This window comes from Prauserella oleivorans (assembly GCF_042685745.1).
GTDB classification, from domain to species: domain Bacteria; phylum Actinomycetota; class Actinomycetes; order Mycobacteriales; family Pseudonocardiaceae; genus Prauserella_A; species Prauserella_A oleivorans.
In genome coordinates this window covers 38331-47310 of the sequence record NZ_JBHUNT010000002.1, presented here as the reverse complement: position 1 = coordinate 47310, position 8980 = coordinate 38331, and the positions used below count along the sequence as shown (strand labels likewise).

Sequence of the window (8980 nt, the reverse complement as noted above, 5' to 3'; positions counted from 1 at the left end):
AAGGTCTCGTACCGCACCACGCCCAGGGGCTGGAGCAGGCCAACTTCGCTGATCGAATCGGCAAGCTCGGCCACGTCGTCGTAGCCCGGTCGTGGATTGCGCGGGTTGTGCGCGATCGACGACACCGGAACCGTGGCGGGCGTCGTCGACTTCGGCAGCGCGGACCCTTCGATACTGCGCCGTCGACCCATCAGGCCACCCGCCCGCCGTAGCCGAGCTCGAGGGCCAGCGCGAGGAAGTCGGTACGCGCCTCGGTGGCGGTGCGGTTGCTCGGGTACTGCGTCACCACCCGCCCCTCGGCAGCTGCCGTGGTGTGCAGCTTGAACCGGCGCACCACGGTGTTGGTGTAGGCCAGGCCCTGTCCATCCAGCCACTCGGTGAGCGCGTCGATGTCCAACCGGCCGTCTCGCCGATCCCACAGATTCCGCACCACCCGATACGGCAGGTTCCGCGGCTGGATCAAGTCGAGCACGGTGCGCTCTGTCGGCCCGTAGGCCAACGGCTCCGGGATCACCGGCACGATCGCATCCGTTGCGACCTCCAAAGCACGCGCCAGCACAGCCGGCCTTGCCAGCGACCCCGGAGCGTCCACGAAGATGTGGGTGTACTCCTCGAGCTTGTTGAGCTTGGCGACATCGTCGGGTCGGTCGTCGAGTTGGTCGTAGTCGAACGGCAATTGCTCATCGTCGACCCTCTCGGCCCACCACACCGCTGATCCTTGAGGATCGATCGACGCGACGAGTACGGGCGGCTGGGCCGGATCGCCGCCCAGGGTGTCGGAAACTACGGCGGCGAGGTTGACAGCGAGCGTCGTTTTCCCGACGCCGCCCTTCTGGGAGATGACGAGATGGACCTGCGGCTGCGGCATGGATAGACCTCCGTCTGCTTCGCCCTTATCGGCTACTTCGGATCGCGGTCAGCCTGCCATGTCGAACCTTCGTCGCTAAGTCATAGGGGTGTGACACGCCTAGAGATTGCCCACGTCCCCGGTGAACGGATGGCGACAGTCGCAGCATGATGCGGACGCGTCAGCGGAAGGAGGCCGCGAGTTGCGCGCCCGTTGAGGACGAGGGCGGAGTACCAAAGCGATTACGGCGTAATCACCGCCGGCGAGGACGGCGGGATGCGCCCGAGGCAGCGTCGCGGCTGATTACGGCGTAATCGCTGCCGACGGGACCCGTCGTTGCCGTTCATGCCCGGCGCACCTCGCCCGGTTCCCGGTCGGATCGCAAGCCCCGCCAGGACGGGTGGCACCCCCCCCGGCCACGTTCAGCACGCCCGATCAGCTCACCGCGGTCGAGAACAGACTCGACCTCGACACGATGACCGACGAGCTGCTGGCGTGTACACCCGGGTGTTCCGTCCCTGACTGGCCAGCTTCACCGGCCTGCCGGCCGGAGGGGTCAGGTCTCGGTGCCGTGGTCGCGTGTTTGTTCGGCGTGGCGGCGTGCCCGGCGTTGCCGTTCGCGTTTGCTGTAGGCGGCGTGGCGGATGTCCTCGTCCGTTTCCAGCGTGGAGCCGACTGCTCCGGCCACGGTCCCCATGGAGCCGGCCAGCCAGGCGAGCGCGATGTAGTCGCTCATGGTGACCGGATGCTGGAGGTGGGACCGCAGGTAGCTGGTAGAGATCACGATCATGGCGGCCAGGAGCAACAGCACGAAGAGTACGAAGTACGCGCAGGCCGCACCTAGGCTCAGCGTGAGCACGCTGGCGGTGTTGTAGAGCAGCGTGTGTCTGCGCTCTTCGCTCTCTCGGGGGCGTTCCCACAGCCCGTGGTGCATGATCAGCCACGCCACCATCGCCGTGACCGCCAGTGCACTGATCACGAGGAGGCGCGCGGGGCTTTGGGCATCGGCCATCCCCCAGATCGTCGGATAGAAGATGCCGAATGAGGCCACCGCCGCGGCCGCCGCCAGGGCCTTGGACAGGCTCGGTACCAGGCGCCAGGGGCGGTTGTCCCGCACCATGCCGAACAACAACCGCAGCCAGCCGCGAACACCGGTCAGCACCAGGCACACCTCGGCGTGGCCATCCTCCGAGGGAACCTGCCGCACCGGTGTGGTGATCTCCGTCGGGCGTCGGCGGACATGGTGCTTACCCCGCCCCGACCCGGGCAGCGCATGCCGCGCGCCGGAGGTCAGCACGCCGATGACGTGTACCACGGTGTCGGCAAGATGCTGGCGCAGGCGCAGCCAGCCGATCGCGGGCAGCGAGATTAAACCCACCCGGTGCTCCATGTCGATATCGGCGAGGATCGGACGAGTGCGCTGCAATCGCGGCAGGTCGGTCAGCAACAGCAGGTAGTCCCAGCCTTCGTCGGTGAGTCGCTGCGTGGCCATGCGCTCCATGGGTATCTTGCCGTCAGCGTCGAGCGTGAGTTCCTCGGCCCGCACCTCGAGCCGCCAACCGACCTGCGAACTGACTCGCCGGGCGAGCACAGTCGACACCGACTCGGCCAGCGGCCGCATCAGCTCCGCGGGCCATCCACGGTCACAGAGAACTCCGATGACGGCAGTCTGCCGCTCCGTCGTCACGATGTCATCGCGCACAGGCGGTCCTTTCGAGCAGCGGCATGCGGTGGCAGAACACGCACTGCGGATACCTCGGAAGGACAGTCCTATGACCCGGCGTTGCTCACAGAGACCCGGCTCGGTGTACCGGTAGGCACGGTCCCTGCCATGACTCCGCATGCCGAAACCTCGCCGTCGGCGGGTCCACCGGGCGGCACCTCCCGCTGCTTGACAGCACGCACTACGGTGGCTTCCGACCGAGGGCCCCGCGACCCCCTGAGCACCGGGCGGCGCGACCCCGGCGGGGTCCGACGACAGCGGTGCACGGCTCTCAGGCGGCGTGGCGCCGGGGGCGGTCGAGCGCGCGGCGGGGCTGGAAGTCGCGGGTGGCCTCGGCGTAGGCGCGGAGTGCGTCGCGGGCGGCCGGGTTGTGCTGCTCGGGCAGGGCCACGTCCAGGGTGAGCAGAAGATCCCCGGCGCCGTGGGGAGCGGGTACGCCGCGCCCGCGCACTCGCAGGGTGCGTCCGGGACGGCTGTCGGCCGGGATGCGCACCGCGACGGTGCCGTCCAGGGTCGGCACGGTGACCTGACCGCCGAGGACGAGTTCCGGCACGGTGACCGGCAAGGTCAGCGTCAGGTCGTTGCCGCTGCGGCCGAACACTGGGTCCGGCAGCACCCGAAGTCGCACATAGAGGTCGCCGGTCGGCCCCTGCCGGCCAGCGGAGTGACCCTGCCCGCGCAGGCGGAGTCGCTGCCCGTCGGTCACCCCGGCCGGGATCCGCACCTCCCGGGTCCGGGACCCGGACTCGTCGGTCAACTCCACCGTCACGGTGCCTCCGCGGACCGCGGTGCGGAAGTCCAGGGTCAGCTCGGCCTCGACATCCAGGCTCTGCTGTGGTGCCGTATGCCACCCACGCCTGCCCGTCGCGTTGCCGAACAGGCTGTCGAACAGCGCCTCGGCATCGCGGAGCCCCATGCCCGCGCCGCCGACGCCGAACAGGTCGCCCAGATCCACGAACGTCGTACCGGTCGGTCCGCCGCGCGCCTGCCCAGCACCGAAGCCCGGCCCGCTGGATGCGTTACCGCTCCCGGCAGCGGCCAGCCGGCGGACCTGGTCGTACTGGGCGCGCTTGTCCGGGTCGGACAGCACCGTATAGGCCTCGGAGACGGCCTTGAAGCGCTCCTCGGCCTCGGCGTCGCCGGGGTTGGCATCGGGGTGGTAGCGCCGGGCGAGACGACGGTAGGCCCTTTTGATCTCCTCGACCGACGCATCCGGGGACACGCCGAGATCGGCGTAGAAGTCTCGGTCGACCCACTCCTGGCTCGGCATCAGCCCTCCCGATCCTCGGTGCCGCTGTCGGACTCGGCAACGGTGCCGTCCGTGGTGCCGGTGGGGTCGAGCAGCTCGGGCTCGGGCTCGGTCACCGCCACCAGCGCGGGCCGCAGGATGTGTGCCCCGAGGCGGTAGCCGCGTCGGTGGACCCGGCTCACCACCGGTTCGAGCACTTCCGCCGCCGTGCTGTGGTGATGCTCCACGGCGTCGTGCTGGGCCGGGTCGAAGCGGTCTCCGACCTGGCCCACCGGCACCACGCCGACCTTGGCCAGAGCGTCCTGGAAAGTGTCGGCCACCGCCCGCAGCGGGCCGGTGAGCTCGCCATGCTGCTCGGCCCGGTCCAGGGTGTCCAGGGCGGGCAACAGGGCGGTGATCAGCCGGGCGTGGGCCTGCTCGGCTGCGGCCCGGCGGGTCCGCTCGGCCCGTTTCCGGTAGTTGGCGTACTCGGCGCCCAGCCGCTGCAGATCCTCGGTCAGCTCGGCCACCCGCGACGCCGAGGTGTCGGTGCTGCCCGACTCGAACGGCGCCGTCAGCCACGAGCTCACACGCTCCTTGGTCATCATCACGCACCCCTGTTCCGGTCGTGGTCCTCCTCGTCGACGATCTCGGCATTCAGCTCTTCCTGCCCACTCGAGCGGGCCTGACCCGGCGGATGGCGAGCCCGGCGATCCGGCCCATCGGGCACCGAGACCACGGAGTTGCCAGTTCGCCCACCGGCGATGCCTGCCGTCTCAGTCAGGCCGGGGCTGCTTCGGGTGGTGGCGGACCGGGCCGGCGCGCAGGGACGGCTCGGACGACGCGTAATCCGAGGCCGGGTGCACCCGCACCGGTACCGGCGTGCCTGCACGCGCGTCCACTCCGTGGCGGGGCGTGCCCTGCATCCGTTGCTCGCGCAACCGCCGATACGCGGCGACTACTGTGGCGAGCGCTCGGCATCCCCACCCGAAGCGTCTGGATGCAGCTCCCGCACCCGCCTGCGATAGGCGGCTGCGATCTCCCGGTCCGAGGCGGTCGGGGCCACGCCGAGCAGCACGTACGGACCCTCGTGGTCACGTGGTGGCACGCCTGCTCGCCTCCCGGGCTCACCGCGGGTCGGCTGCCGATGGGCCAGCGCTGCGTGATGCCTCGGACGGCGGGTCGGCGGTCTCGGCGGCCCGGCCACGCGCGGAGCCTGCGGCACCCGTTAGCCCACGCAGGTCCTCCAGCGCGGGTTCGAGCAGGAGGGTCCCGGCGGTCAAACAGCCGTGCAGGGCATGCAGGTCGGCTACCACTTCCCGGGCCAACGCGCCGGCCACTCGGTGTACACCGTCCACCGCGGCGTGCAGTGTCACCGCAGCAGTCGGTTGGGCGGCCAGCCCTTGGCGGGCCAGCTCCACACACTGCTGGGCGTGGTCCAGCTCCGCACGAACCAGCCCGCTGCTGTCCGGGCTTGGCATCATCGCCACCTACCTCCCTGTCCGGCGCAGCACGACAACGGCCAGCCGCGCCGGATTCGGCGCGGCCAGCCACCACACCAGGTGCCGTGACCGCGGTCGGGGCCCGCCGCGGTCAGGCGTTGATCTCCGTGTGTCCCTCGGCGCCGCTGATGGCGATCTTGCGGGGCTTGGCCTTCTCGGCCACGGGGATGCGCACGGTCAGCACCCCCGCGTCGTAGCTGGCGCGGATGTTGTCCGCGTCGAGGGTGTCGCCCAGGAACAGCTGGCGCGAGAACACCCCACGGGGGCGCTCGGCCACCTGCACTTCGGCCTTCTCGTCATAGTCGGTGCCGCGCTCGGCCTTCACGGTCAACACGTTGCGCTCGACATTCAGATCGATCGACTCCGGCGACACCCCCGGCAGGTCGAAATGCACGACGAAGGAGTCGCCCGAGCGGTAGGCGTCCATCGGCATCACCGCAGGCCGGGAAGTTGTCCCCGTGGTGCCGAAGAACTGCTGGGTCAGCCGGTCCAGCTCGCGGAAAGGATCTGTACGCATCAGCATCCTCGCCACCTCCTTCACGACTGCCCACCGCCGGTCGGCTCGGCGGTCGGCACTCCAGCTCTTCTGTTCTTGCCAACGATCGGCTCAAGTTTCTTGTTCCCGCGAATGCAGATTTCCAGGCATGGATGTGCCGGAGCGGCCATCGCCGCCTGCCGTCCTGTCGGTGCGACGGGAGTCGAACGCCACGGTGATGCTCAGCGGCCGGACCTCTGGGCGCGGGCGGACCACGGACAACACCAGGTCCGCCCAGAAGCACACCCGCCCGGCACTGTCCTCGGCACCCCAGTCCTGCGTGCAGGCATCCAGCAGGCGCCGCGTCAGCGACGGCGGCGGCAGCCCGTGGCCGGGGACCACCGCGTGGTCGACCACGATGCCGGTCTCGATGCGCACCTGGATCCGGCCGGCGCCATCCGGAGTGGCGCTCACGTGGACCAGGCGTGGCAGCCAGCCCGTGGCGCGGGCCAGCGTGGCGAACGCGTCGATGGTGGACAGGACATCGATGATCCCGTCGCGGGCGCAGGCCGCCAGCCGCGCCGAGAGTGTGTGCCGCAGGCCCCGAATCTCCTGGACGGTGTCGAGACCTGCCGACGAATACGGCTCGTCGGACTTCGGGCCTGTGCTGTCGCCATCCATATCCGATTCTCCTTCACTGCTCCCTTCGGGTTAATGGGCTCCCGTGTTCCCCGGCCGCACGGGAAGAAACGTCCACCCGTCGCACTCACAACCGGAGCGGCCACTTCTCACCTCGCTGCCTGCCGTGCGCAGGCCCGGGACGGAACCATCGCGCGATCTAAACGCTCCGCTCCAAACCCCGCGGGCGGACCTGCGTCAGACGCGGTCAGCTCGCCCTGCATTCCGAGGGGGATGGCGTTGCCCAGTGGAATCGATCTAGACGGAAATCCGAGCACGACGACGTAAACGCTCTCTCTGTTGACAACCCAACTCATGGACAATCCGCGAGGTAGGCAAAGTCGCCCCTAGTTGCTGATCGCCCGGATGCCTGGACACGGTGACCACGTACCCGGGTTTGCTCACGGCACGCGGCGGGCCGTGATGGCTGGCTGGATCGGCACGGCAGAACGCCATCGTGCCGACGGGCTACTGGGTGGTGAGCCGGTCGGCTTCGGTGAGGGCGTATTCCAGGGCGCCGATCATGCCGTTGATTTGGCTGTGCAGCATGCGGGCGAGCGGGTCGGCCGGCTCGCGCTGCAGGTGCGGGTCGAGGGTGCCGGTCATCAGGCGGTGCAGGGTGGTGAGCATGCGTCGGAGCTGGCCGCGTTCGTAGGCGGTCCAGTCGGCCGGGTCGTCGGAGAAGCGGTAGCCGTCGCGGCGGGTGACGGTGAAGGGCCGGTTCTCCCGGCTGGCACCGGTGTCTTTGATCCAGACGGTGCCGCCGTAGACCTGGCTGGGGGTTAGCCCTGTCTGGTCGACGAGGTGGGCTTTGCGCAGGCCGGCGGGGGCGGCGTTGATCAGTTCTTGCAGGACTTGCTCGCCGGCGTCGGCGCGGCTGACACGCGTCGGGCGTGGCGTGGGTGGGGTGGTCATGGTGGTTCTTCCTCGTCAAGTAGTCGGGCGAGCTGCTCGTCCATGCTGAGCTCGCCGGTGTCGATCACGCTGCGGCAGAAGTCGGTGGCGGCCTGGACCTGCTCGAGCAGGTGGTGCGCCACGGCCCGTTCCTCGCCGCTGAGCGGGTTGTCGTGGAGGTGCTGCACTGCTTTCTTGATCCCGGCGACGTAGTTGTGGCAGTAACCGGTCAGTTCCAGGAACTGGAGCGAGTGCTCGATGCGTTTGAGCGCGGGATTGCGCTTCTGAAGCGCTGCGTGGGCCTGGTCATCGCGGTCGCGTTGAGCCCGGTACAGCGCGGTGCGGGTGTCGGCGTCGGACATGGCGCGGTGGGCGACTTCCGGCCGGCGCAGGAACTCCGTGGCCGCCGCGGCAGCGACGGAGTCGTCTCGTGCCAGATCCCGGATGTGGGCCACCGTTTCCTCCGGTGGGGAGGTCGCGGTGCGTGGGGCTCGACCCGCTGCGCGCTCGGCGGCACCGACCGTCCAGCGGTATTCGCCCAACCGGTCGTTGAACGGTGGATCTTTGATGATCTCGAACCGGCGTGGCGCGTGCGCCAGCCGCTGATACACCGTCCAGCTGGCCTTCGTGACGCGACGGCGCTTGGGCCAGGCCGCTGCCACCGCGCGGTAGTCCAGCAGCGTCCGGAACTCGAGGCCGATGTCGTCGGCGAAGGCCTGCAACGTCGCGTACACGCCCTCGTTTCCGCCTGGGCGGGGGTGCAGCGGTTCGATGCCGAGCGCCATGTCACCGAGCGCGAATTGCCTGCTGGTGAGCGTCTCGACGTCGTGGCTCGCCTGCTCGACCAGTGCCCTATAGCGGCGGGCGGTCACATGTCCGATCTTGTCCATGGCGTACCTCCTTTGGCGACGCCTCGGACAAGCGCCACGCAGGGCCAGCACGCACACCATCGGAGCCGGTCTCATGACATCCCGGCAGCAAGCTCAGGTCAGTGACCAGCGGGAATTCTGTGGACCCCGCGTCACGCTCGTACGACCGTCATCCATCGATCACCGTCCCCCGACTCGCGCCCCTCGACAGGTGATGCGGGGCGCGGACCAGTCAGGACTAGCTTCCGCGGCCAAGTCTGCGCCCGCCGTCACGGACCGACAACCCAGGCGGGACAAGAGTTTTTGCACCTGTTTCAGAACGAAGCGGGCTCCGACCGCCGCGCGCGCGGTTGGTTTTCGAGGTTTCGAACACCCTCTTGGGGTGGGGCGGTAGATCCCCTACCACTTGCACCGCGAGCACGATAAGGAGGGCTGGAGCCCGCCGGGGAGCTAGAGCCGCAGACTCTGTTGCCGCCGGAGCCCGACACCTCGCAACAGCGCGCGCTGGAGAGGCCCAGCGCCTTCCTGGAGACGCGCAAAGCTCCGTCGAGCCCGGCGCGCCTCGTGGGCCCCGACAGGGAGGAGATCGAGCTCCCGGACGAGCTCTACGCCATCATCCGCGACGCGGTCCTGGCGTAGATGTCTGACGGCGATGTCTGACGACGTGTTCGCACCGGTCACGACCTACGGGCCGCGTTCTGGCAGCAGGTAATCGACATCCCTGCGGGAGGACGTGTACGCGCTGCCGAATTCCACGATCCGTA

11 protein-coding genes and 1 pseudogene are annotated in these 8980 nt (G+C 69.3%); 1 reads left to right on the top strand and 11 read right to left on the bottom strand.

The genetic code is table 11. The annotated features are described in order from the left end of the window. From ACFSZT_RS28410 to ACFSZT_RS28360, 11 genes and pseudogenes are all read right to left on the bottom strand, one after another. A pseudogene (locus ACFSZT_RS28410) lies at positions 1-191 on the bottom strand (ParB N-terminal domain-containing protein); the annotation flags it as partial. Next, positions 191-868: a nucleotide-binding protein gene (locus ACFSZT_RS28405; RefSeq protein WP_377385374.1), complete on the bottom strand. Its 678-nt coding sequence runs from the start codon at positions 866-868 to the stop codon at positions 191-193. The gene ACFSZT_RS28405 and the pseudogene ACFSZT_RS28410, both read right to left, overlap by 1 nt. Before the next feature lie 535 nt (positions 869-1403). Beyond that, positions 1404-2549, bottom strand: a complete 1146-nt coding sequence (locus ACFSZT_RS28400) for a hypothetical protein (protein ID WP_377385377.1) — start codon at positions 2547-2549, stop codon at positions 1404-1406. Positions 2550-2841: 292 nt separating this feature from the next. Next, positions 2842-3840, bottom strand: coding sequence for a DnaJ C-terminal domain-containing protein (locus ACFSZT_RS28395; RefSeq protein ID WP_377385380.1), 999 nt, complete (start codon positions 3838-3840; stop codon positions 2842-2844). Beyond that, entirely contained in the window at positions 3840-4403 is a 564-nt protein-coding gene (gene grpE / locus ACFSZT_RS28390; protein WP_377385383.1) for a nucleotide exchange factor GrpE, read from the bottom strand. The genes ACFSZT_RS28395 and grpE overlap by 1 nt, the downstream gene beginning before the upstream one ends. Positions 4404-4756: 353 nt before the next feature. Next, entirely contained in the window at positions 4757-4906 is a 150-nt protein-coding gene (locus tag ACFSZT_RS28385) for a DnaJ domain-containing protein (protein ID WP_377385386.1), read from the bottom strand. A 19-nt stretch (positions 4907-4925) separates the two neighbouring features. Beyond that, positions 4926-5288: a hypothetical protein gene (locus ACFSZT_RS28380; protein ID WP_377385389.1), complete on the bottom strand. Its 363-nt coding sequence runs from the start codon at positions 5286-5288 to the stop codon at positions 4926-4928. A 103-nt stretch (positions 5289-5391) separates the two neighbouring features. Next, positions 5392-5823 carry an Hsp20/alpha crystallin family protein gene (locus ACFSZT_RS28375; protein ID WP_377385413.1) on the bottom strand — a complete coding sequence of 144 codons (432 nt, stop codon included), beginning with the start codon at positions 5821-5823 and terminating at the stop codon, positions 5392-5394. An 84-nt stretch (positions 5824-5907) separates the two neighbouring features. Beyond that, the gene (locus ACFSZT_RS28370; RefSeq protein ID WP_377385392.1) at positions 5908-6456 is read right to left on the bottom strand and encodes a hypothetical protein; all 549 of its coding nucleotides are present in this window, start codon (positions 6454-6456) and stop codon (positions 5908-5910) included. Positions 6457-6921: 465 nt separating this feature from the next. Next, positions 6922-7368 carry a hypothetical protein gene (locus ACFSZT_RS28365; protein ID WP_377385395.1) on the bottom strand — a complete coding sequence of 149 codons (447 nt, stop codon included), beginning with the start codon at positions 7366-7368 and terminating at the stop codon, positions 6922-6924. Beyond that, positions 7365-8237 (bottom strand): DUF6192 family protein, encoded by an 873-nt coding sequence (locus ACFSZT_RS28360; RefSeq protein ID WP_377385398.1) that lies wholly within the window; start codon positions 8235-8237, stop codon positions 7365-7367. The genes ACFSZT_RS28365 and ACFSZT_RS28360 overlap by 4 nt, the downstream gene beginning before the upstream one ends. Before the next feature lie 447 nt (positions 8238-8684). Here ACFSZT_RS28360 and ACFSZT_RS28355 point away from each other — a divergent pair, with 447 nt between their 5' ends. After that, a complete protein-coding gene (locus ACFSZT_RS28355) occupies positions 8685-8855 on the top strand; it encodes a hypothetical protein (RefSeq protein WP_377385401.1) in 171 nt (56 codons plus the stop codon). Positions 8856-8980 lie beyond the last annotated feature (125 nt).